Origin of the sequence: Streptomyces sp. H39-S7 (genome assembly GCF_027158205.1) — a bacterium.
Lineage (GTDB): Bacteria > Actinomycetota > Actinomycetes > Streptomycetales > Streptomycetaceae > Actinacidiphila.
Genome location: NZ_JAPVLU010000020.1, coordinates 44450 through 65327, shown reverse-complemented (window position 1 = coordinate 65327; position 20878 = coordinate 44450). Strand labels below are relative to the sequence as shown.

General features: G+C 68.1%; 19 protein-coding genes and 1 pseudogene. 14 read left to right on the top strand and 6 right to left on the bottom strand.

Features of this window, described 5'->3' with window-relative positions; genetic code table 11:
- Nucleotides 1-298: 298 nt before the first annotated feature.
- On the bottom strand, nucleotides 299-3010 hold the full coding sequence (gene acnA, locus O3X23_RS20680; protein WP_269272930.1) for an aconitate hydratase AcnA: 2712 nt from the start codon (nucleotides 3008-3010) through the stop codon (nucleotides 299-301).
- Nucleotides 3011-3327: 317 nt separating this feature from the next.
- Between acnA and O3X23_RS20675 the strand changes: the two genes are divergently transcribed.
- The 5 genes from O3X23_RS20675 to O3X23_RS20655 all read left to right on the top strand — a co-directional run bounded on the left by O3X23_RS20675 (nucleotide 3328) and on the right by O3X23_RS20655 (nucleotide 9504).
- A complete protein-coding gene (locus O3X23_RS20675) occupies nucleotides 3328-4080 on the top strand; it encodes a TnsA-like heteromeric transposase endonuclease subunit (RefSeq protein WP_269272929.1) in 753 nt (250 codons plus the stop codon).
- Nucleotides 4081-4436: 356 nt separating this feature from the next.
- Complete coding sequence (locus tag O3X23_RS20670; RefSeq protein WP_269273006.1) at nucleotides 4437-5951, top strand: Mu transposase C-terminal domain-containing protein; 1515 nt, start codon at nucleotides 4437-4439, stop codon at nucleotides 5949-5951.
- The gene (locus tag O3X23_RS20665; RefSeq protein ID WP_269272928.1) at nucleotides 5948-6997 is read left to right on the top strand and encodes an ATP-binding protein; all 1050 of its coding nucleotides are present in this window, start codon (nucleotides 5948-5950) and stop codon (nucleotides 6995-6997) included. Before O3X23_RS20670 ends, O3X23_RS20665 begins: the two co-directional genes overlap by 4 nt.
- Nucleotides 6994-7692, top strand: coding sequence for a hypothetical protein (locus O3X23_RS20660; protein WP_269272927.1), 699 nt, complete (start codon nucleotides 6994-6996; stop codon nucleotides 7690-7692). The genes O3X23_RS20665 and O3X23_RS20660 overlap by 4 nt, the downstream gene beginning before the upstream one ends.
- Before the next feature lie 282 nt (nucleotides 7693-7974).
- Entirely contained in the window at nucleotides 7975-9504 is a 1530-nt protein-coding gene (locus O3X23_RS20655) for a helix-turn-helix domain-containing protein (RefSeq protein ID WP_269272926.1), read from the top strand.
- Nucleotides 9505-9657: 153 nt separating this feature from the next.
- Here the strand turns inward: O3X23_RS20655 and O3X23_RS20650 are convergent, their stop codons facing one another.
- The 4 genes and pseudogenes from O3X23_RS20650 to O3X23_RS20635 all read right to left on the bottom strand — a co-directional run bounded on the left by O3X23_RS20650 (nucleotide 9658) and on the right by O3X23_RS20635 (nucleotide 14965).
- Nucleotides 9658-10878, bottom strand: a complete 1221-nt coding sequence (locus tag O3X23_RS20650) for a tyrosine-type recombinase/integrase (protein ID WP_269272925.1) — start codon at nucleotides 10876-10878, stop codon at nucleotides 9658-9660.
- 81 nt (nucleotides 10879-10959) lie between these two features.
- Complete coding sequence (locus O3X23_RS20645; RefSeq protein WP_269272924.1) at nucleotides 10960-11271, bottom strand: helix-turn-helix transcriptional regulator; 312 nt, start codon at nucleotides 11269-11271, stop codon at nucleotides 10960-10962.
- A gap of 126 nt (nucleotides 11272-11397) precedes the next feature.
- Complete coding sequence (locus O3X23_RS20640; protein ID WP_269272923.1) at nucleotides 11398-12087, bottom strand: hypothetical protein; 690 nt, start codon at nucleotides 12085-12087, stop codon at nucleotides 11398-11400.
- Nucleotides 12088-12464: 377 nt separating this feature from the next.
- Nucleotides 12465-14965, bottom strand: a pseudogene (locus tag O3X23_RS20635) (heavy metal translocating P-type ATPase).
- A 203-nt stretch (nucleotides 14966-15168) separates the two neighbouring features.
- Here O3X23_RS20635 and O3X23_RS20630 point away from each other — a divergent pair.
- The 8 genes from O3X23_RS20630 (at nucleotide 15169) to pspAB (ending at nucleotide 18972) form a co-directional block, all read left to right on the top strand.
- Nucleotides 15169-15435 (top strand): SHOCT domain-containing protein, encoded by a 267-nt coding sequence (locus tag O3X23_RS20630; protein ID WP_269272922.1) that lies wholly within the window; start codon nucleotides 15169-15171, stop codon nucleotides 15433-15435.
- Between the two features lie 26 nt (nucleotides 15436-15461).
- Nucleotides 15462-15704, top strand: a complete 243-nt coding sequence (locus O3X23_RS20625) for a DUF2933 domain-containing protein (RefSeq protein WP_138353631.1) — start codon at nucleotides 15462-15464, stop codon at nucleotides 15702-15704.
- Between the two features lie 80 nt (nucleotides 15705-15784).
- On the top strand, nucleotides 15785-15985 hold the full coding sequence (locus O3X23_RS20620; RefSeq protein ID WP_269272921.1) for a hypothetical protein: 201 nt from the start codon (nucleotides 15785-15787) through the stop codon (nucleotides 15983-15985).
- Nucleotide 15986: 1 nt separating this feature from the next.
- A complete protein-coding gene (locus O3X23_RS20615; protein WP_269272920.1) occupies nucleotides 15987-16331 on the top strand; it encodes a hypothetical protein in 345 nt (114 codons plus the stop codon).
- Nucleotides 16332-16347: 16 nt separating this feature from the next.
- On the top strand, nucleotides 16348-17124 hold the full coding sequence (locus O3X23_RS20610) for a PspA/IM30 family protein (protein ID WP_269272919.1): 777 nt from the start codon (nucleotides 16348-16350) through the stop codon (nucleotides 17122-17124).
- Entirely contained in the window at nucleotides 17121-17399 is a 279-nt protein-coding gene (gene pspAA / locus O3X23_RS20605) for a PspA-associated protein PspAA (RefSeq protein WP_138353628.1), read from the top strand. The genes O3X23_RS20610 and pspAA overlap by 4 nt, the downstream gene beginning before the upstream one ends.
- Nucleotides 17400-17404: 5 nt before the next feature.
- Nucleotides 17405-18331 carry a zinc metalloprotease HtpX gene (gene htpX, locus O3X23_RS20600; RefSeq protein ID WP_269272918.1) on the top strand — a complete coding sequence of 309 codons (927 nt, stop codon included), beginning with the start codon at nucleotides 17405-17407 and terminating at the stop codon, nucleotides 18329-18331.
- Between the two features lie 20 nt (nucleotides 18332-18351).
- Nucleotides 18352-18972: a PspA-associated protein PspAB gene (gene pspAB, locus O3X23_RS20595; protein WP_269272917.1), complete on the top strand. Its 621-nt coding sequence runs from the start codon at nucleotides 18352-18354 to the stop codon at nucleotides 18970-18972.
- 479 nt (nucleotides 18973-19451) lie between these two features.
- On the opposite strand, the gene O3X23_RS20590 is transcribed toward pspAB, so the two are convergent.
- Nucleotides 19452-20045, bottom strand: a complete 594-nt coding sequence (locus O3X23_RS20590) for a TetR/AcrR family transcriptional regulator (RefSeq protein WP_269272916.1) — start codon at nucleotides 20043-20045, stop codon at nucleotides 19452-19454.
- Between the two features lie 111 nt (nucleotides 20046-20156).
- Between O3X23_RS20590 and O3X23_RS20585 the strand changes: the two genes are divergently transcribed.
- Entirely contained in the window at nucleotides 20157-20819 is a 663-nt protein-coding gene (locus tag O3X23_RS20585) for a DUF2218 domain-containing protein (RefSeq protein WP_269272915.1), read from the top strand.
- Nucleotides 20820-20878 lie beyond the last annotated feature (59 nt).

The following is a 20878-nucleotide window of genomic DNA, read 5'->3' as shown; positions in this document are numbered from 1 at the left end:
TCGCGGGCTTCTCTGGACGCGACAGGTATAGTCCACTTCCCGCTGAGAGGGCAAGATCGAAAGCCCGTTTGGCCGTGAAGCTTTCCCGAGTTGAGACCTGGCCGAAACGCGGAGGGGCAGACTCCGTTTGTAAAACCTCCTAGAACAGTAGGCATCTGCCTTCACTTATCTACCACCGATCACCCCGTTTGCCTTCAATTCTTGAAGGACAAATGCGGACGGACCGCACCCCTGGGTGAGGGGTGCGGTCCGTCCGGACCACCGCCGCAGGCCGTCGTGGCCCGCGCTCGGGGCGTGCTTACTTGGTGATCAGCGAGCGCAGCACGTACTGCAGGATGCCGCCGTTGCGGTAGTAGTCCGCCTCGCCGGGAGTGTCGATGCGCAGCTTGGCGTCGAACGCGACGTCGCCGGCCGTCACCTTCACCGTCTCCGGGATCCCGCCGTCGTTCAGGGCGGTCACGCCGGTGAAGGAGAAGGTCTCCTCGCCGGTGAGACCCAGGGAGGCGGCGGTGACGCCCTCCGGGTACTGCAGGGGCAGGACGCCCATGCCGATCAGGTTCGAGCGGTGGATGCGCTCGTAGGACTCGGCGATGACGGCCTTGACGCCGAGCAGCGCGGTGCCCTTGGCGGCCCAGTCGCGGGACGAGCCCGAGCCGTACTCCTTGCCCGCCAGGATGACCAGCGGGATGCCGGCGGCCTGGTAGTTCTGCGAGGCGTCGTAGATGAACGCCACCGGCCCGCCCTCGACGGTGAAGTCGCGGGTGAAGCCGCCCTCAGTACCCGGTGCGATCTGGTTCCGCAGCCGGATGTTGGCGAAGGTGCCGCGGATCATGACCTCGTGGTTGCCGCGGCGCGAGCCGTAGCTGTTGAAGTCGCGACGCTCGACCTTGTGCTCGGTCAGGTACTTGCCGGCCGGGGTGTCGGCCTTGATCGCACCGGCCGGGGAGATGTGGTCGGTGGTGACCGAGTCGCCCAGCAGGGCCAGCACCCGGGCGCCGGCGACGTCGGTGACCGGGGTGGTCTCCATCGTCATGCCGTCGAAGTACGGGGGCTTGCGGACGTAGGTGGACTCGCTGTCCCACTCGAACGTGTTGCCGGTCGGGATCGGCAGCGCCTGCCACTGTGCGTCACCGGCGAAGACGTCCTTGTAGGACTTGTTGAACATGTCCTCGCCGATGGCGTTCGCCACGACGTCGTTGACCTCGGCCTCGGTCGGCCAGATGTCCTGGAGGTAGACCGGCTTGCCCTCGGTGTCGGCGCCGATGGCGTCCTTGGTGATGTCCACCTTCATGGAGCCCGCGATGGCGTACGCGACGACCAGCGGCGGCGACGCCAGGTAGTTCATCTTGACGTCGGGGTTGATCCGGCCCTCGAAGTTGCGGTTGCCCGAGAGAACCGAGGTGACGGCCAGGTCGTGCTCGTTGATCGCCTTCGAGATCTCCTCGTCCAGCGGACCGGAGTTCCCGATGCAGGTGGTGCAGCCGTACCCGACGAGGTTGAAGCCCATCTTGTCGAGGTACGGGGTCAGGCCGGCCTTGTCGAAGTAGTCGGTGACGACCTTCGAGCCCGGGGCGAGGGTGGTCTTGACCCACGGCTTGCGGGTCAGGCCCTTCTCGACCGCCTTCTTGGCCACGAGCGCGGCGGCGACCATGACGTAGGGGTTCGAGGTGTTGGTGCAGGAGGTGATCGCGGCGACGGTGACGGCGCCGTGGTCGATCTCGAAGGACGTGCCGTCCGCGAGGGTGACCAGGGTCGGACGGGTCGGCACGCCGTTCGTGGCGGCCGGGGCGTCGGAGGCCGGGAAGGACTCCTTGCCGGCCTCGTCGTCGTCCTCGACGTAGTTGCGCACGTCCTGGGAGAACTGCTGCGAGGCGTTGGCGAGGACGATGCGGTCCTGCGGGCGCTTCGGGCCGGCGATGGAGGGGACGACCGTGGAGAGGTCGAGCTGGAGCTTCTCGGAGAAGTCCGGCTCGGCGGCCGGGTCCAGCCACAGGCCCTGCGCCTTGGCGTACGCCTCGACGAGCGCGACCTGCTGGGCGTCACGGCCGGTCAGTCGCAGGTACTTCAGGGTCTCGTCGTCGATCGGGAAGATCGCGGCGGTGGAGCCGAACTCCGGCGACATGTTGCCGATGGTGGCGCGGTTGGCGAGCGAGGTGGCGGCGACGCCCTCACCGTAGAACTCGACGAACTTGCCGACGACGCCGTGCTTGCGCAGCATCTCGGTGATCGTGAGCACCAGGTCGGTGGCGGTGGTGCCGGCCGGCAGCTCGCCGGTCAGCTTGAAGCCGACGACGCGCGGGATGAGCATCGACACCGGCTGGCCGAGCATCGCGGCCTCGGCCTCGATGCCGCCGACGCCCCAGCCCAGCACACCCAGGCCGTTGACCATGGTGGTGTGCGAGTCGGTGCCGACGAGGGTGTCGGGGTACGCCTGGCCGTTGCGGACCATGACGGTACGGGCCAGGTGCTCGATGTTCACCTGGTGAACGATGCCGGTGCCCGGCGGGACGACCTTGAACTCGTCGAACGCGGTCTGGCCCCAGCGCAGGAACTGGTAGCGCTCCCGGTTCCGGCCGTACTCCAGCTCCACGTTCTGCGCGAACGCCTCCGGGGTGCCGAACTTGTCGGCGATCACGGAGTGGTCGATGACCAGCTCGGCCGGGGCCAGCGGGTTGATGCGCGACGGGTCGCCGCCGAGCTCCTTGACGGCCTCACGCATGGTGGCGAGGTCGACCACGCAGGGCACGCCCGTGAAGTCCTGCATGATCACGCGGGCCGGCGTGAACTGGATCTCCTGGTTGGGCTGGGCGCTCGCGTCCCAGTTGCCGATGGCCCGGATGTGGTCGGCGGTGATGTTCGCGCCGTCCTCGGTTCGGAGCAGGTTCTCCAGCAGGACCTTCAAGCTGTAGGGAAGGCGGGCGGAGCCCTCGACCTTGTCCAGCTTGAAGATCTCGTACGACTCGTCGCCCACCTGCAGCGTGCTGCGGGCGTCGAAGCTGTTCGCCGACACGACAGTCTCCTTCATGCATGTAATTCGCGCGTACCACCGCAATCCAGCCGACACGACCGACACGACTCCATGCCGATCCGCTAAGGTGAGCGCTAAGTTAGGTATGCCTTACCTAGCAGCTCGGTGACTGCGGCGTGGTACGCCTCGGCAGATATCTCGATGTCGAGATAACTCTAGTACATCACCGGTGCGGGGTCATGCCCCGGCACCCCCTGACCGGTCTCATCCAATCGAGTCGTTTACTCAACGAACCTAGTCGTTTCGCCTTCCGTCTCAGTGAAGCTAGTCGCACGGGGTGGACGCACTGGGGGTGCTAGGTGGCTGTACCGGCTGGGGTGGAACTCGCGAGACCGTACGTCGAGCTCTCGTACATAGACGCTGCGTGCGAGCGTCAACGGCGTCCGCTGTTGGACTGTGTCACGGCCCGCTTTGAGGACACACCGCCCGTACGGCCGTTTCGGTGGTCGCGTGGTGAGCGTCACTTTGCGGGCTGGTACTGGGCGGCCACGACTGGGCAGCACGTCGGCTTCGAGTCCTGGCTGGAGCGGGACCGGCTTGTGCTCATGGACTCGGATCCCGAGGTGGTGGGGATCGCCTCGCAACCGTTCTGGCTGCACTGGCACGACGGCAAACGGGAGCGTCGGCACGCCCCGGACTACTTCGTACGCCGCACGGACGGCTCGGCGGTAGTCATCGATGTCCGCGCGGACGAGCGGATCGAGCCGAAGGACGTGGAGGCGTTCGAGGCTACGCGGGTCGCCTGCGCTCAGGCAGGGTGGAGGTTCGAGCGGGTCGGGGTGCCGGAGGCAGTGATGCTGGCGAATGTTCGGTGGCTATCGCGCTACCGGCATCCCCGTTGCCTGCACCGCAGGGCCGCGAACCGACTTCTGGAGGTCTTCGCGACGCCGGGCCCACTGCTGGCAGGGGCTGATACGGCCGGGGACCGGCTTGCGACGCTGCCCACGCTCTTCCATTTGCTCTGGCGCCAGGAACTGGTCGCGGAAGATCTGTCGGTTGAGTTGCTGGGGCCGCGCACGGTCGTGCGCCTGTCTGACGGAGGTGCTCCGTGAGTGAGCCGGGGCGGTGGGTTCCGCCGACGGCGCGCATCGGGGAGTTCCCTGAGTCGGCAGCGGAACAGGCTCATTGGTGGGAGGGGCACATCCTGGAGGTCCTGCAGGGTCTGCCGCCTGATGCTCCGGATGGGGCAGTCCCCCGCCCGGGGTTCGACCCGAGGCAGAACTCGCTGGCTCAGCGCGAGCTGTCCAAGGCGGCGGAGCTGACGGCGGCCGGGCACACGGTGACGGCCAGCGGTATCAAGCAGCGGCGGCAGCGATACCAGCGCGACGGGCTGGTCGGGCTGGCGGATGGCCGGTCGGCCAAGCAGATGCCGGCCTTCGGCACGGTCGACCCCGCGGTGGTGAAGGCGATGCGGCAAGCGATCGCCGAGGCCGCCGACGCGTCGTCGAGGACTATCGGATTCATCGTCTGGCGGACGAAGCAGATCCTGGCTGACCGAGAGGACACCGCCGCCGTCGAGATGCCCTCGCGGGCCACGCTCTACCGGTTGTTCGACAAGCTGGCCACAGGCACCCACACCACCGGATCTGCCCGCACCCGCCGCTCGATTGCCTTGCGGCCGCCCGGCCCGTTCGGGGAAGTGCCGGCCAGCGCACCGGGCGAGCTGATGCAGATCGACTCCACCCCGCTGGATGTGCTGGTCCGGCTGGATGACGGGATCGCCGAGAAGGTCGAGCTGACGGCGATGGTCGACATCGCGACCAGGTCGATCACCGCGGCGGTGCTGCGGCCGACCACCAAGGCCGCCGACGCCTCCGCGCTCCTGGCCCGCAGCGTCACCCCGGAGACGATGCGTCCGGGCTGGCCCGAGGCCCTGCGGATGTCTCGCTCGGTACTGCCGCACCGGAGACTCCTCCCTCTGGACGAGCGCCTGGAGCACGCGGCCGCACGGCCGGTGATCGTGCCGGAGACGATCGTCTGCGACCACGGCAAGGTCTTCATCTCGAACAACTTCCGCGCCTCCTGCCGCTATCTGGGCATCAACCTGCAACCTGCCCACAAGGCGACGCCTACCGACAAGGGCACGATCGAGAAGACACTGGGCTCGATCGCCACTCTGTTCGCTCAGTTCGTCGCGGGATACACAGGCCGGTCGACGGACCGCCGGGGCCGGAAGCTGGAAGACGGGCCGCTGTGGTCGCTGCCCGAATTGCAGAACCTTCTCGACGAGTGGATCGTCGCCGTCTGGCAAACCAGGCCACACGATGCTTTACGGGACCCGGATGCGCCGAAGCGGGCGTTCTCGCCGAACGAGAAGTACGCGGCGCTGGTCGAGTCCTGCGGCTACGTCCCGGTCCCGCTGAACGGCGAGGACTACATCGAACTGCTGCCCGAGCGATGGCAGGCGATCAACGCCTACGGCGTCCGGATCAAGCACCGCACCTACGACGACCGCGAGTTGAACCCTCTGCGCCGCCAGCACTCCGGGGTGATGGAGAAGAAGGGCTTGTGGGAGATCCACCACGACCCCTACGACATCTCCCGGATCTGGGTACGCGACCGCCGTCGCGAGCGGTGGATCACCGTGTTCTGGAAACACCTGCATCGGGTCGGCGTCCCCTTCGGTGAAATGGCCTGGGACCACGCCTGCGAACAGATTCCCGGCGGCACAGAAGAACAGATCGCGGATGCCACGGCAGCACTGCTGCGGCGAGCCCACGACGGCCCCTCCCCGGAGAAGGACCGTCCGGCCAAACGATCCCGCCGCGTCGCCGCCCGCACCCGCGCCACCACCGCCGACCGGCCGATTCCCGACCCGCCTGCCGCCGAGAACCCGCCGGAGGAAGTATCGGACACCGAGCTGGCCAAGGTCATCCCGCTGGGCCTGTTCGACCCGCTCGCGAACCCCTGGAGGCGCCCGTGACCATCCCTGAACTGGCAGGCCGGGATGCCGCCCTGCAAGCGGCCGACGCAGTGGCCAACCGGCAGCTCACCACCCTGGACGGATGGCGGCGGTTCGTCGACGGCCCACCCGAACCCCCAGCTCTACTGCCTCCCGGCCAGTCGCAAGGGCTGCCTTCGACCAAGCGGGCTCTCTACGACGAGGACCGACTCGACCATCATGCCCGGATGCTCGTGGTCGCCACCTCGTTCGTCGAGAAGACGGTGGTCTGCGGCCGCCGACTGGTCCTGCTCAACCGTCATGCGATCAGCGCTCGCCGCGGCCTGATGGTCTCCGGCCTGCCCGGCACGGGCAAGACCAGCGCCATCACCCAGCTCGGACTCGCCCATGAACTCCTCGACCGAGCCCGCCATCCGAACGTTGCCGACCGCATCCCGGTGCTCTACATCACCGTCCCGCCCGCCGCGACCGCCCGCATGGTCGCCGCCGAATTCGCCCGCTTCCTGGGCCTGCCAGTCCGACCCCGGTCGAACATGACGGACATCATCGAGGCAGTGGTCGGCGTCTGCACGGACACCCGCACCGGGCTAGTCCTGGTCGACGAAATTCACAACATCTCGCAGGTCACCCGGGCGGGCGGCGACGTCTCAGACACTCTGAAGTACTTCTCCGAACGCATCCCCGCGACCTTCGTCTACGCGGGCATCGGCCTCGAAACCAGCGAACTCCTGACGGGCACCCGGGGCGCCCAGATCGCCGGCCGGTTCACCCTCGTCCCCACCCGCCCGTTCCCCTACGGCACCGAGTGGAAAGGGCTGGTAGCAACCATGGAGGGGACCCTGCTCCTGCATGATCACCCGCCGGGCAGCCTGGTCAAGCTGGACCGCTACCTGCACAACCGGGCCGACGGCATGATCGGTGCTTTGTCCCATGTCATCCGGGGCGCGGCGATCGACGCGATCCTCAACGGGACCGAACGCGTGACCAAGGAAGGGCTCGACGCGATCCCCTTGGACTACGCGGCAGAAACTCTGAGGAAGCCGTTGAAGAACACGGTTACCCGGTGACTGGAGCCCTCCCGGGACGGCTGGCCCGGCTCCCCATCCAAGTCTCACCGCGTCTCGGCGAGGGAACCGACTCCTTCATCCGTCGCCTCGCCCGGGCCAACCACCTCAGGCCCAGCTACCTGCACGGATTCCTCTGCGGACCGCCGTTCTGGTTCGGCAAACCGCGCGTCGAACGTCTCGCGGACATCACCGGACGCACAACCTCGAACCTGGAACAGGCCCTGTTCGACGTGAGCACCGCCCGCCTCCGCTACCGGACAGGACCGGGACAAGCCCACCTCGCGCACCGACAGCCAGACCTCTACATTCAGCTTCAAAACGCAGCCCGCGACGAGGGTTTGACCATCCGCAACCTCGCCATCCGCCATGGCATTCCCAGATGGCTCATCCGCAATGCTCTCGTTAGCTTCAAGCCCCTGCCCCGAGAACTCCCCGCCCGTCAAGCACCCGTCACCCGCCCGATCGCGCCCCTGATCGACTCGATGATGCACGCCGGACTCGGGGCACGCGAGATCTGGACCATGCTGATGGACGAGCACAACACATCGGTGTCCTACGGAACGCTCAACCTCTACATCTCCAAACGGCGCCGCAACGCGGAATGGCAGTCCGAACACTTCAGGATCCAGCGGAGAGCCGTACTCCGGACGCAAAATGTCTCACCGAAGGCAGTCCGGCCGTCTCAGCGAAGTTAGTCCGACCTGGTCAACGCTCCTCCAACGACTATCTTCGTTGAGACAGGACACCCCCGTGCCGCTCTCGCATGCCCCGCCCCCGACCTCCACACGCACTCGCCCATCCGGAGCAATGCTTCACACGATCGAGCACATTGATCTCATATCCGAGATAATGACCTTGCGTGAAGCTGCCGGACCCACGGTAAAGATGCGATGCCTACCCCGTTCCGGACGATCCACACGCCACACCGGCTCTTCACCACAGGGCCCCCATCTCATGTGTGAGATACCGTTTGCCACATGATCGATGACTACCTCGCCCGTATCGGCAAGCTCATCCGTGACGCCCGGCAGCACCGCGGCTGGACCCAGTCCCAGCTCGCGGAGGCGCTGGGCACCAGCCAGAGCGCGGTCAACCGCATCGAGCGCGGCAACCAGAACATCAGCCTGGAGATGATCGCCAGAATCGGCGAGGCGCTGGACAGCGAGATCGTCTCGCTCGGCTACGCGGGCCCGATGCACCTGCGGGTCGTCGGCGGCCGGCGGCTGTCGGGGGCCATCGACGTGAAGACCAGCAAGAACGCGTGCGTCGCGCTGCTGTGCGCCTCCCTGCTGAACTCCGGGCGCACCACGCTGCGCCGGGTCGCCAGGATCGAGGAGGTCTACCGGATCCTGGAGGTGCTGAACAGCATCGGCGTCCGCACCCGCTGGATCAACGACGGCAACGACCTGGAGATCGTGCCGCCGGCCGAGCTGGACCTCGACGCGATGGACACCGACGCCGCCCGCCGCACCCGCAGCGTGATCATGTTCCTCGGCCCGCTGCTGCACCGCAACGAGCGCTTCCGCATCCCGTACGCCGGCGGCTGCGACCTCGGCACCCGGACGGTGCAGCCGCACATGAACGCGCTGCGCCACTTCGGCCTCGACGTGACGGCCACCGACGGGACCTACCACGCGGCCGTCGAGCGGGCGATCTCCCCCACCCGGCCCATCGTGCTGACCGAACGCGGCGACACCGTCACCGAGAACGCGCTGCTGGCCGCCGCCCGCAACAACGGCGTCACCGTGATCCGCAACGCCAGCTCGAACTACATGGTCCAGGACCTCTGCTTCTTCCTGGAGGAGCTCGGGGTACGGGTCGACGGCGTCGGCACCACCACCCTGACCGTGCACGGCGTCACCGACATCGACCGCGACGTGGACTACGCGCCCTCCGAGGACCCGGTCGAGGCGATGAGCCTGCTGGCCGCCGCCGTCGTCACCGAGTCGGAGCTGACGATCCGCCGGGTGCCGATCGAGTTCCTGGAGATCGAACTGGCCGTCCTGGAGGAGATGGGCCTGGACCACGAGCGCACCCCGGAGTACAAGGCCGACAACGGCCGGACCCGCCTCATCGACCTCACCGTGCGCCCCTCCAAGCTCCGCGCGCCCATCGACAAGATCCACCCGATGCCGTTCCCCGGCCTCAACATCGACAACGTCCCCTTCTTCGCCGCCATCGCCGCGACCGCCCAGGGCTCCACGCTCATCCACGACTGGGTGTACGACAACCGCGCGATCTACCTCACGGATCTCACCCGTCTGGGCGCCGGCGTCAAACTCCTCGACCCGCACCGCGTCCTCGTCGAGGGCCCGACCCGCTGGCGGGCCGCCGAGATGATGTGCCCGCCCGCGCTGCGCCCCGCCGTCGTCATCCTGCTCGCGATGATGGCCGCCGAGGGCACCTCCGTGCTGCGCAACGTCTACGTCATCAACCGCGGCTACGAGGACCTGGCCGAGCGCCTCAACACCATCGGCGCGCAGATCGAGACGTTCCGCGACATCTGACCAACGAAGGCCACCGCGCCCCTTCTGAGCTGCGCGAACACACATCAGCAAGGGGTGCGGCGACACCCCTGGGACTTCTCTGGGACTTCGGGTGTGGGCTGGGCTCCTACGGGCGCGGGTTGCGCGCCTTGCCCGACACCGTCCGGCCCGGACCTACCCGAAGATCGCGTCGATGGCGGTGCTACCTCGTGCGCCAGCGCGGGGAAGGAAGTGGGAGTACTTCCGCAGCGTGAATCCCGGGTCCGAGTGGCCCAGCCAGCGGGCCAGGGAGACCACCGACTCCCCTGCCTCCAATTCCTCAGAGGCATAGAAGTGCCGCAGGGCGTGGAAGCCGTGCTCGCGGGACGGCTCCCACACACGGGACCCGACCGGGGTGCTCTCCTCCAGCGGAGCGATCACGCCGGCCCTGGAAAGGGCAGGCTTCCACACGTAGGAGTTGAAGAAGTTGCGGTTGACCGCCCTCCGCTCGCGCCCCGTCACGAGGAGGCTGTACGTCCTCGGCCGCCGATGCTTGGCCTCCACAGGCGTCTGAGGTTGGCGCGGATCGTCCCATGGCAGCGTTACCGGTACCGGGGCGAGGACCTCCATGTGTCTTTTGAGGGCCCGGGCCACAGTTGAAGGCAGCGGTACGTCTCGGACCTTGCGCCCTTTGGGAAGCGCGAAGCAGAGCCTCGCCCGCACCATCTTGACCTGGCAGCGGACGTGGACGATTTCGTTGGCGAAGTCGATGGCCTCCATGCTCAGACCGAGCGCCTCCCCTTGCCGCAGGCCCAGGCCCGCTCCGATCTCGACCAGGACCCGATACCGCTCCGGCATCGCCGCGCGTACGGCCAGTACACGCTCCGACGGCCATGCCTCCACCCTGCCCTGTGCAGCAGGCGGCGGACCGACCGTGCTGGAGCGGCACGGGTTGCGCGCGAGGCGGCGGTCCTCCACAGCCGCCTGAAGGACGCTGGACAGCGTCGCCCAGACCATCCGGATCGTGGTCGGGCCGAGGTCCTTCTCAAGCCGCTTCTTCCAGTTACGCAATGTTTCTGTGCCTATGCCGTTAATCGGCTGGGCGCCGAGATGCGGAAGGATGTGCCGGCGGAGCCTCTGCTCGATACGTTCGATGGTGGAGGGGTCTCCGCTCCGAGTGGGCCACCAGTGCGTCTCGACGTAGTCCTTGAGGGAGATAGCGCCGTCCCGCGGGTCGACGAACTCGCCGCGCCGTGCGTCAGTTTGCGCCTGGGCGAGCCAGGTCTTGGCGTCCTGGAGTGCGTCGAACGAACGGTCCTTGACGCCGGGAATGCCCTTGACGCGGTAGCGGGTGCATTTGCCGTACATGGCTGTTCGTTCGCGCTTACCGGTCTTCGGGTTGGGTCGCTTCTTCAACCATCGGTCTTCTATGTAGCCGGCCAGAACGAACTCCTTGACGAAAGCGGATGGAGACGGCGCTCAACGACGCCTGGAACGTCAGACGTCGGCGTAGCGGGTGGACCGCTCCTGGGGACGTGCGTTCAGCGGGTTCAGGCTGGTGTTGGACCGCGAGTCGGCCTGCTCCTGTTCTCGGACCCAGATATCGAGGGCTGACAGCCGGTACATGACGCGGCCTCGCGGCCCCATGCGGAAGCTCGGCGGTCCCTGCCGCCGGTGACGCCAGACGTAGAGGGTGTGGGGTGAGAGGCCGAGGTACTCGGCAGCGTCCTTCACGGTCAGGAAGGCCGCGTGTGCGGCGTCGCGGGGAGCGGGGGGAGCGGACGGGACGGGCAAGAATCGTGCAGGCATCGGTCGATTTCTATGAGGTGCGGAAAGAAGCGGCCCCGGATGGACAGAGGCGGGTCCTCCCCCGGCCCGCTGCTTGCTGTGAAGTAGGGGGCCGGGGGAGTTACGCGGATGACTACTGGAGCGGAGTCACGGGCGGCGTGCAGTTGCTTTGGTCTCCAGCGCCAAGCCAGGAAGGTCGAGGGCCGCTTCGAGCCTGTCCCAAGGGATCGCAGACCAGGTCGGTTTCCGAAGGCAGTGTGCGAAGCGGTCGACGAGACGGGGCGCGCTCATACCTGCGAACTCCGCCACCGCGACGATGTGTGCAGCAGTCTGGTCGCCGTTCCGCAGCCAAGATGCGATGCACGCGTCCCGCAGGGAAGAAACCTTCCTGCCGAGCGGTGAGTCGATCTCATGCGGTTCCAGAACCGCCGCTCGCGCCTGCCGCCAAACCCTTCGATAGATCGTGGCGGTCAGTGGTCGGCCGTCGTCGAGTACGAATACGGCGTCATCGGGGCCGAGATCGCGCCTGGCTATCTCCGCCTTCAAGATCGCCATCAAGTCCGGGCGCGCGGGCACACGCCGTACAGCCTCCGCGTCGCCGGCTCCCCGCACCAGCGTGCGACTGAGAAGAACGCCCGCGCCTTCGTCGGGCAGCACCACATCTCGGACACGCAGCGCCATGGCCTCCGTCGGCCTCAGTCCCGCAAGAGCGATGGACATCAGGAAATTTCGCAGCACAAGTCCGTCCTTGGGCCGTTCGGCGACCCAGTCCACTAGCGACAACAAACGCTGACGACCCTCCGGAAGGAGATCTTCTTCGTCGGTACCTGCGGCCATGCGGAACTCCTTGGTTAGGACCCTTTATGGGGCACAACGGGCTGGCGGGACGTCAACTCTCACCGCTGCCCCGAACATCTCCAATGGTCTGCAGGAACGCCGGTTTGGCTAACCGGCGATCGTCGGCTATGTTGCGCTGGCTTCTACGACCCGGCATCCACATGCATGCGGACCTAACAGTGCTTTGCCGCTCTCCCCCGAGCAGTTCTAGGTTTGCTTGGTTCGCCGCGCTGTTCCAGTCCTTTGGGCACGCAATGTGTCTGCCGTCGGCGAATCAGCCTTCGCCACCGCCCGTGAGGCCGCTCTATCTGCGCGCAACGAGCTGTTGCAGCCGACGAACAGAGCAGGTGCCTTCTAAGCATTTGGTCTATCGGCAGTCACTGGTCGTCGTGCTCGAGATCGTCTGCGGGCATGGGTTCGGTCCGGTCGGCGGCGGATTCGACCTGGGGCTCGACCGGGGCCGGTGCGGCGGTCGGCAGTGGGGTGGCGTGCCAGTGGCGCAGGCGGCTGGAGTTGGTGACTACGGACAGAGAGGACAGGGCCATCGCGGCCGCGGCGACGATGGGGCTGAGGCGGATGCCCCACAGCGGGTAGAGCGCGCCGGCGGCGAGGGGGAGGCCGACGGCGTTGTAGATGAGCGCGAAGAAGAGGTTCTGCCGGATGTTGCGCATGGTGGCGCGGGACAGGCGGATGGCGGTGACGACGCCGGTCAGGGAGCCGGAGATGAGGGTGATGTCGGCGGCCTCGATGGCCACGTCCGTACCGGTGCCGATGGCGAGGCCGACGTCGGCAGCGGACAAGGCTGGGGCGTCGTTGATGCCGTCGCCGACCATGCCCACCGTGCGGCCCTCGGCCTGCAGGCGGCGATGGCGGCGGCGGTGCGGGCGTTGTCTCCGGTGAGCATGACGACGTCGATGCCGAGTAGGTGCAGGGCGGCGATGGCCTGGGCGGAGTCGTCCTTGACGGTGTCGGCTACGGCCAGCACCCCGGCCGCCCGGCCGTCGACGGCGGCGAGGACAGGGGTCTTGCCCTGGGCGGACAGTTCCGCCGCGACCGGGGCGAGGGCGCTGGTGTCGATGCCCACATCGGAGAGCAGGCGGGCGGTGCCCACCAGGCCGGCATGGCCGTCCACGCCGGCCTGCACACCCTTGCCGGTGATGGAGTCGAAACCGGACGATGGCAGCAGGCTCAGCCCTCGGCCCCGGGCACCGGTGACGATTGCGGCCGCGAGGGGGTGTTCGCTGTCGGCTTCGGCCGCCGCGACCAGCGCGAGCAACGCGGCCTCGTCGAACTCGTCGGCCGCGTGAACATCGGTGAGGACGGGCTTGCCCGCGGTCACGGTGCCGGTCTTGTCCAGGACGACGGTGTCGAGTTTGTGGGCGGTCTCCAGGGCCTCGGCCGAGCGGATGAGGATGCCCGCCTGGGCGCCCTTGCCGGTGCCGACCATGATGGACAGCGGGGTGGCCAGCCCCAGTGCGCAGGGGCAGGCGATGATCAGCACGGCGACTGCGGAGACCAGCGCGAGGGTGAGCGCGGGGGCGGGGCCGGCGACGAACCAGAGTGCGAAGGCGGCGAGGGCGATGGCGATGACGGCGGGTACGAAGTAGGCGGAGACGGCGTCGGCGAGCCGCTGGATCGGCGCCTTGGACGCCTGGGCCTGCTGCACGAGACGGATGATCTGGGCGAGCATCGTGTCCGCGCCGACCTTGCTCGCACGTACCCGCAAGGACCCGGTCGTGTTCACGGTCGAGCCGATGACTGTGTCGCCCGCCCGCTTGGTGACCGGCATGGGTTCGCCGGTAACCATGGACTCGTCCACCGCGGATGACCCAGACAGCACGTCGCCGTCGACCGGGATCTTCTCGCCGGGCCGGATCGCGATCTCGTCGCCCACGAGCACGTCCTCGACGGCGACTTCGGCCTCGGTTCCGTCGCGGATCACCCGAGCGGTGCGGGCCCGAAGGCCCAGCAGCGCGCGGATGGCCTCGCCGGTGCCGGCCTTGGCGCGAACTTCCAGCAGGCGCCCGAGCAGGATCAGGGTGAGGATCACCCCGACCGCCTCGAAGTACACCTCGCGCACGTCCTCGGGCAGCAGCGAGGGCGCGAGCGTGACGAGCAGGCTGTAGCTGTATGCGGCCGAAGTGCCCAGTGCGATAAGCGAGTTCATGTCCGCGCTGCGGTGGCGGAGGGTCAGCCAGCCGGTGGAGTGGATGGGCCACCCGGTGTAGAACATGACGGGAGTGATGAGCGCCAGCTGCAGCCAGTGGTTGAGCAGCCAGCCCGGCATCCAGTCGGCACCGAAGAGTTCATGCGCCATCACAGCGAAGAGCACCGGCGCAGTGAGTACCGCGCCAATGGCCACCCGGCGCGTCAGGTCGGTGATCTCCGCGTGCCGCTCGGCGGCCTCCGCAGCTTCCGCCTCGTTGGCTGCCGCATCACCTACCGGCGCTCCCGAAGCGGAGGGGGCGTGGTCCTCGGCGCCGTCCCGGGAGCCTTCCCCGCCATCCGGTTCGACGAGCATCGTGCCGTGGATCATGTTCATCCCGCACGCGAACCCGAAGGATCCGGCCTCGGCCGGATCGACACGCACGGTGGTACGCGCATACGCCGGCAGCCCGGCACTCACCCGCAGGTCAGGGAAGACCACCCGGTTGGTGCACTCCCCGGACTCCTGCCGGTCGAAGACCAGCTCCACCGGAACCCCTTGCCGGACCTTGATGACATCGGGGCTGTAGCCGCCGCGCACCGTCACCTCGACGTGCTGCACCCCGCCGTCCAGTCGCGCGGTGCCGGCCTTGCGAGGGCCGAAGAAGAACCGCCCCATACCAGCGATCAACGCCACGGCCAGGGCCACTACTGCAATATCGGCGACATTCATGGCAGATCGTCCCTCCTCCAGGATCGCACGCCCCCAGCGTCGCCCCGGCACCCCTGCCAGGTAAGAGCTGGCCGGCCCCGCGCAGGGGGCCGGATGGCCCTGTGCGCCACACCGGGCGAGGGCGACTGTGGGAAACAACAGAGAACGCCGACCGGACGGCGGGCCCCGGCCCGCAGCCCCTGAGCTCGGGAAAGTGAATCGCGATGATGTTCTGGCACGACCACGACGTCAGCGGCTGGGGCTGGTTCGCCGTGTCAGCTGGCATGATCCTGTTCTGGGCCTTGATCATCACCGCCGCCGTCCTGTCCTTCCGGGCCCTGAATCGCGCCCCTGAGCAGCCCCCCATCCCCGCCGGCACCTCGCCCGAGCAACCGCTCGCCGAGCGGTTCGCCCGCGGGGACATAGACGAGGACGAGTACCAGCGGCGCCTCGCCGCCCTGCGCTCCTCCGGCCCTGTCACCAAACACTGATGCCCCTCCCAAGAGGAGAACTGGCCATGAAGAACACCAGGAATTACGGCCTCTACGCGATAGCGGTCGCGATCGCCGTGGTTGGCGCACTCGCGCTCGGCGTACCACTGGGCAACCTGGCCTTGCCTCTCATCGTGCTCGCCTGCCCGCTGATGATGTTCTTCATGATGCGTGGCATGAACAGCGGCGATGACATACAGAGGCGCGGGCGTGGTCACAACGACGCACCCAAGGACCGCGACCTACACGACCACAAGCCCTTCCGCTGAACCACACGGCGACGGCAGGAGACCTATCATGGATGCGCTGGCGCCGATGTCGAACGGCGTGCTGATCATGGTGGTTCCTGGTGGCGCTGTTCACCGAGATGTACGGCACCCCGCTGACCATCTACCTGCTGGGCAGCCGGCCCGGCAACCGTTTCCTTCTGCTCAAGGACACCCACGCCGGCGGGCACCTGGCCCAGGCGGCTCCGCCGGGCGCCGGCCAGGCCGCGCGACGGTGCCCCGCAGGCGCCGAGCCCCGTCCCCCCGGCACGGAGGTGACCTGACATGGAAGTGCTCGCCTGGACCCTGATCACCCTGGGAGCCCTGACCACCGCCGCCTGCGCCGTCCATCTCACCTGGAGCCACCGGCGCAACGCATCGGGACTGGCCCGCTCGATCCACCGCGCCCCCGTCCTCCTCGCGGCCGGTCTGCTGCCTGCTCCGGCGCTCATTGCCGGCGATCTGCCCGCCGCAGCCTGGGGCCTGTGGGGCGGTGTGACCATCGCTACTGCCTCGGTCTTCTGCGCCGCCGACACCTTGCGCGACGCCCCCGGATCGCAGGCAGCGTCCCGAGCCCGGAGCGGGACACGACCGGCCGCGGGTCGCGCGGAACACCATCAAGCCGACTGAGAGGACGGCGGTCGCCATGACCAGCATCACTCACCGCATCGCCACCCTGTTCCAAATCAAGGCGAACAAGGCGCTGGACAACGCCGAGGACCCGCGCGAGGTCCTGGACTACTCCTACGAACAGCAGCTCCAGATGCTGCAGAAGGTGCGGCGCGGCGTGGCCGATGTGGCGACCAGCCGCAAGCGCGTCGAGCTGCAGGTGACCCAGTTGCAACAGTCCACGGGAAAGCTGCAGGGCCAGGCGGAGCAGGCACTTGCCGCGGGGCGGGAGGACCTGGCCCGTGAGGCGCTCACCCGCCGCACGGCCGTGGCCTCCCAGGTCACCGACATGCAGACCCAGCAGGCGTCGCTAAAGGACCAGGAGGAGAAGCTCACCCTGGCCACGCAGCGCCTGCAGGCGAAGGTCGACGCGTTCCGCACCCGCAAGGAGACCATCAAGGCCACCTACACCGCCGCCGAGGCCGAGACCCACATCGCCGAGGCCGTCACCGGCATCGGCGAGGAGATGGGCGATGTCGGCCTGGCCATGCAGCGCGCCCAGGACAGGACCGAGCAGCTGCAGGCACGCGCCGGTGCGCTCGACGAGCTGATCGCCTCCGGCGCGCTGGAGGACGCGACTCTTCCGGCCGGGCGTGACGATATCCAGGCAGAAATTGAGGCCGTCACCGCGGGCCAGGACGTGGAGATCGAGCTGGCCCGGATGAAGGCCCAGCTCCCGGCCTCTGCCACCCCGCCGGCAGTGGAGGGTGCAGAGCCCACGAAGGACCCGCCGGACCAGAAGGTGACATCATGATCATGCGGATTCTCGGCGAGGGCCAGTACGAGATCGCCGACCAGCACCTGGACCGGCTCAACGAGCTGGACTCCGCCCTGCAGCCGGCCGCCGACGCGGGCGACGAGACCGCGTTCACCGCCGCCCTGGCGGCCCTGCTGGACGCGGTGCGCAGTCTCGGCACGCCGCTGCCGGACGAGAGGATCACGCCCTCCGACCTGGTGCTGCCCGACGAGGACACCAGTCTGCGGCAGGTGCGGGAACTTCTCTCCGACGAGGGTCTGATCCCGGGGTGATGACGATGCGACGCCGTTTCGAGCCCGACCGGCAGCTGACCGCCCGCATGGTGGTCACGATGGTCCTGCTCGGGCTGGTGTACGTGGCGTTCATCGCCGCGCTGATCGTGCTGCTCAAATCCGTCGTCCTGGTGATCGTCATCGCCGCCGGGCTGCTGGTCGCGCAGTTCTGGTTCTCCGACCGGATCGCCCTGTACTCCATGCACGGCCACCTCGTCAGCCGCGAGGAACAGCCCGAGCTGCACGGCGTCATCGACCGGCTCTGCGCCACCGCGGACATGCCCAAACCCCGGGTGGCCATCTCCGAGATGGACCTGCCCAACGCGTTCGCCACCGGCCGCAACGCCGACCATGCCGTCGTCTGCGTCACCACCGGACTGCTGCGCCGCCTGGAGACCGACGAACTCGAAGGCGTCCTCGCCCACGAGCTCTCCCATGTCGCACACCGCGACGTCGCGGTGATCACCATCGCCTCGTTCCTGGGTGTGATCGCCGGACTCATCGTCCGCTTCGCCTTCTACTCCCAGCTGTTCGGCGGACGCAACGATCGCGACCAGAACACCGCCGCCCTCCTCGCGATCGTCATGGCGGTCTCCGCGCTCGTCTACGGCATCAGTTTCCTGCTGATCCGGTCGCTGTCCCGCTACCGCGAACTGGCCGCCGACCGCGCCGCGGCCATGCTGACCGGGAAACCATCTGTGCTGGCCTCCGCGCTGATCAAGGTCAGCGGCGACATCGCCCGTATCCCGACCAAGGATCTGCGTACCGCCCAGGCGTTCAACGCGTTCTTCTTCACCCCGGCCCTCGGGCCCGGTACGGCGCTGGCCGCGATGTTCTCCACCCACCCCAGCCTGGAACGCCGCATCGAGGCGCTCGCGGAGATCTCCGTGCAGCTGGGCGAGGCGGGCGGGAAACCGGGTGGCCAGGCGTGAAGAGAAGGAGCTGAGGACCCGTGGGATTCCTGGACGTCCTGCTCGGCCGGACCAAGCCGGTCAAGCCCGACCTGGACCAGCTCTTCGGCCTGCCTTCGGCAGCGATCACCCTCCAGGCCGACATCGGCTTCACCCCGACCGGCCTGGGCTCGGTGTGCTTCGCCGCCATCGAGGGCGGCGCGTTCGCCCAAGTCCAACAGGAGGTACGAGCCCTCCTGGACGCGGACTCCGAACGGGGCGGCGTACCGGTGGAGTTCAGCCGTGACGCGTACGGGTACTCGTGGCTGCTCTCCCGCCGCGACCCCGGCGACCTGCCCACTCTGGTCAACGACCTGCACGCGGTGAATTCCGCCCTGCAGGACAGCGGCTTCGGCCCGCAGCTCCTGTGCTCTCTGGTCACCTTCCACGACGCCGAGCTGCGCCCCCTCGCGCTGGTCTACCTCTACAAGCGGGGCACCTTCTACCCGTTCGCGCCGCTGCCCGGCCAGAAGCGCGACAATCCGCTGGAACTCCAGGTCAGGGCCACGGCCAAGGACGACCTGCGCATCGAGGAGGACCTGAGCCGCTGGTTCCCGCTGTGGGGCGCCCCCGGCCTCCCTAGGTCGGCGAACCCCGCCTGGCGCGGGGAAGCGAACACATGACGAGAGCTGATGCCCGCCGCGAAGCCCAGGACGGTGACAAGAGCCCGAAGTGGGCGCCTTCCGTCGGCGCGGAGCACGACGGCACGTAGTTCGACGAAGTCGGGCACGCTCCTCCAGGTTCAGCGCCCTGCGCACTTCCTTCAGCCGCCGCTGCCGCTGCTTGGAGGAAGATCGAAGAGGCCAGCTTGAACCCGACGTTGTGCACGGTCACGGGCTGCCATCTCTATGGTTCCTACACCGGAAATGCCGGTCGCGGCGGTAGGGCGGGAGAAACAGCGCTTCGCGCTGACGAAGGCACCTGGGTTCCGCGCGCCCAGCGGGATCGCAACGGAATCATGGGGTTGCCTTGCTGCGCTGCGAGAGCAACAGGCCCTCGCTGGCGAACGAGGACTGGAGACGGCTACCCGTCCCGGCGGATGGATCGACGCCCCACGCGCGAACGGACCGCTTGAACGAAACGTCCCTTCGGGCGAGAGCACTCAGTGCGGGTTGCGCAGGCCGGCGAGGGTGACGTCGGCAAGTCGCACGGCGGCTGCTTTGGATGGAAGATCGGCCGCGGCGCCAAGGGCGTGCAAACAGTACTGTGCCAACTCCTGGGGGGCGACGTCGTCGCGGAGGTCGCCGGCCTGTGCGGCCTGGGCGATGAGGTCGGCGATAAGGCCCGTCAGGTGCTGCTGGGCGTGGCCTAGGTGCTCGCTTCGGTGCAGGGTTGAGACGTCTCCGCTGTGCGCGAGGGCCGCGAGTTCGCCGTGGTGCCGTTCGTGGAGCAGGGCCGCGTAGGCGTGCAGCACGGCTTCGAGCCGCGCCTGCGGCTCGTGGTGGTGGTCGCGGACGGCGGCGAGGTGGTCCAGGTGGGCGCGGATCTGCTGTTCGTGCCAGGCGAGCAGGACCGCCCCGACGTCCGGGAAGTACTTGTACAGCGTGGCACGGCCGATGTCGGCCTGGGCGGCGATCTGGGACATGTTCACCGACGCCAGGCCGCGTTCGGAGACCAGGCCGGCGGCGGCATCCAGAATCGCAGTGCGTACCGCGGCGCGGTGAGCGTCCATGGTCTCGGTCCACAGCTTCGGCATCCCTCCAGCCTACAAGGCGTTCAGGAAGTGACACTTCGTATTGACAGAGACAGTGTGTATCGATAAATGTGGGTGGGGTCAGCCTTCCCTCAACCCGCCGAGGTGCTTGCCATGTATTCCGCCGAAGCTGAGATCCGCACAGACCGGGCGAGTCGTTACCTGGTGCAGTTGTGCAAGCACTTCAGCAACAGGGGCAGCGCCCTGCGTCATCGGCCTCGCCTTCACGCGGGCGGCAGCCGGCCGGTCACCGAGGCGGAGGCCGCCCTGATGCAGGTGCAGTGGTCGGAGACCCGCGGCGAGGTCGATTTCGGGTGGGCCCTGTGCAGCCTGCAGGCCACCTCCGCCACGCTCGTGATCCAGACACAGGCGCAGGACAGCGACTCGCTGCAACGGGCGATGGACGTCGTCACCGCGCACCTGGGTCGATACAGCCGCCGCCAGCCGCTCACCGTCAGCTGGCAACACAGTCGGCAGGCAGAAGACCAGCAGCACTCGGGCCAGGACCCAGCGAAGCCGAGCCCCCGCGCCGAATGGGAGTCGCACCGGAACTGGCGCGGACGACGACGCTGGGCAGCTGTAGCGGCAGTAGCCGTGGTCGCGGCCGGGGTGCACCTGGGTCTGTTCGGATGGCTGGTGGCATCGTCCCGGTGGCCCCTCGCGGCGGTGGGCGCCGTGGCCGCATTGGTGGTGATCAAGGTTGGGCTGCTGGCCGCATTGGCTGTTCGTCGGTACAAGGCGGCCGGTGGCGCTGCGCAGAAACGCCCGGTGGAGTGATCCCTGACGGGACCAGCCCCCGCGCCCTGGTGGGTCGTGCGTTCGGCGGGAGATGGAGG

Excerpts from the sequence above, each read along its gene's own strand:
- O3X23_RS20615 (WP_269272920.1), top strand. The coding sequence starts at position 15,987 with ATGGAAGTGCTCGCCTGGACCCTGATCACCCTGGGAGCCCTGACCACC.
- O3X23_RS20625 (WP_138353631.1), top strand. The coding sequence starts at position 15,462 with ATGAAGAACACCAGGAATTACGGCCTCTACGCGATAGCGGTCGCGATC.
- O3X23_RS20585 (WP_269272915.1), top strand. The coding sequence starts at position 20,157 with ATGTATTCCGCCGAAGCTGAGATCCGCACAGACCGGGCGAGTCGTTAC.
- O3X23_RS20670 (WP_269273006.1), top strand. The coding sequence starts at position 4,437 with ATGCGGCAAGCGATCGCCGAGGCCGCCGACGCGTCGTCGAGGACTATC.
- O3X23_RS20610 (WP_269272919.1), top strand. The coding sequence starts at position 16,348 with ATGACCAGCATCACTCACCGCATCGCCACCCTGTTCCAAATCAAGGCG.
- O3X23_RS20655 (WP_269272926.1), top strand. The coding sequence starts at position 7,975 with ATGATCGATGACTACCTCGCCCGTATCGGCAAGCTCATCCGTGACGCC.
- htpX (WP_269272918.1), top strand. The coding sequence starts at position 17,405 with ATGCGACGCCGTTTCGAGCCCGACCGGCAGCTGACCGCCCGCATGGTG.
- O3X23_RS20590 (WP_269272916.1), bottom strand. The coding sequence starts at position 20,045 with ATGCCGAAGCTGTGGACCGAGACCATGGACGCTCACCGCGCCGCGGTA.
- O3X23_RS20640 (WP_269272923.1), bottom strand. The coding sequence starts at position 12,087 with ATGGCCGCAGGTACCGACGAAGAAGATCTCCTTCCGGAGGGTCGTCAG.
- pspAA (WP_138353628.1), top strand. The coding sequence starts at position 17,121 with ATGATCATGCGGATTCTCGGCGAGGGCCAGTACGAGATCGCCGACCAG.
- O3X23_RS20645 (WP_269272924.1), bottom strand. The coding sequence starts at position 11,271 with ATGCCTGCACGATTCTTGCCCGTCCCGTCCGCTCCCCCCGCTCCCCGC.
- O3X23_RS20630 (WP_269272922.1), top strand. The coding sequence starts at position 15,169 with ATGATGTTCTGGCACGACCACGACGTCAGCGGCTGGGGCTGGTTCGCC.